This is a genomic window from Paenibacillus polysaccharolyticus, from assembly GCF_023714295.1.
In the GTDB taxonomy this organism is placed as follows: domain Bacteria; phylum Bacillota; class Bacilli; order Paenibacillales; family Paenibacillaceae; genus Paenibacillus; species Paenibacillus polysaccharolyticus_A.
The window spans coordinates 1-1,307 of record NZ_JAMAUN010000025.1 but is presented as its reverse complement, the minus strand read 5'-3'; the positions used below and the strand labels follow the sequence as shown (position 1 = coordinate 1,307).

Annotated in this window: 2 protein-coding genes; both read left to right on the top strand. The window is 46.1% G+C overall.

What is annotated here, in order from left to right:
- The first annotated feature begins 84 nt into the window (after positions 1-84).
- Positions 85-402: a transposase gene (locus tag M3629_RS27925; protein ID WP_090921784.1), complete on the top strand. Its 318-nt coding sequence runs from the start codon at positions 85-87 to the stop codon at positions 400-402.
- An 11-nt stretch (positions 403-413) separates the two neighbouring features.
- Positions 414-1,277 (top strand): IS3 family transposase, encoded by an 864-nt coding sequence (locus tag M3629_RS27920; protein ID WP_251512168.1) that lies wholly within the window; start codon positions 414-416, stop codon positions 1,275-1,277.
- Positions 1,278-1,307 lie beyond the last annotated feature (30 nt).

The window sequence follows — 1,307 nt, the reverse complement described above, 5'->3', positions numbered from 1 at the left end:
CTAACGATCACCATGGAACTAGAATAAAAAGTGGACACCCATTAACGGACAGAAGGATAATAAGGCTAACGGAGGTGTGTCCACATGGGAGAACAACGGCAACGATACAATGAAGAATTCAAGAAACAAACGGTAAAATTTATTCAAGAACAGACCAAGACACTCGGAGACTTGGCAGAAGAACTCAACATTCCAAAAAGTACATTACACCAGTGGATGGGCAAGTATCGTGAACTTAAACATGAGCCCGTAGCTAGTGTAGATCGAGTGAAAGAACTGGAAGCAGAGCTTAAAGAAATGCGCCGGTTACTTCAAGAGAAAGAGCATACGCTTGCGGACACACAAGAGGAACTGGCTATTGTAAAAAAAGCAGTGCACATCTTCAGCAAACCAAAGAATTAAGATTTCAGTTTGTGGAAGACCATCGCTCCCTGTTTTCTTTGGAGAAGATGTGCACCCTGTTACATGTGTCACGGAGCGGATATTACAAATGGCGGATGGATCGAACAAGTAAACCGCAGCACCGGAGAACTGAGATCATGAAGCGTATTCGGTTTCATTTCTACGACCACCAGAAGCGGTGCGGAAGTCCGAAAATTACGTATGCGCTCCATCTGGAAGGATACAGAATCTCTTCCCGTACCGTCAGTATATACATGCGTCAAATGAATCTTCGTTCCGTGCATAGTCCTCGGTATCGTGTCCAAACGACGGATTCTAACCATCATCATCCCATTGCACCAAATACGCTGAACCAGCAATTTCAAACGTCCAAACCGAACACCGCATGGGTCACCGATATCACTTACATTCCCTGCCGTGGAGGCCGGTTATATCTCGCCAGTGTTCTGGATTTGTGTACGCGTGAGATTGTGGGCTGGCGCCTGTACAACCATATGGAAACGAGCTTGGTGTTAGATGCATTGAAAGACGCTTACCAGGCCAAACGCCCCGCTCCAGGATTGCTCCATCACTCGGATCGTGGCTCACAGTACACGTCAAAAGAATACGTGGAGCAACTGAAATCGTATGGCATGGAGCTCAGTATGAGCCGCCGAGGAAACTGTTATGATAACGCATGTATCGAGTCTTGGCACAGTATTTTGAAGAAGGAACTCATTTACTGTAACCCTCGTTTTAAGAATCCAGAAGAGGCGTATAACGCCATTTACCAGTACATTGAGTTCTATTACAACCGCAAGCGAATGCATGGTGCGCTAGGTTATCTTTCCCCTGCTCGTTTTGCGAAGAAGTTTACGGACAAATCCGTCGCGTAAGTGTCTACTTTCTTGACATAGGTCCACCAG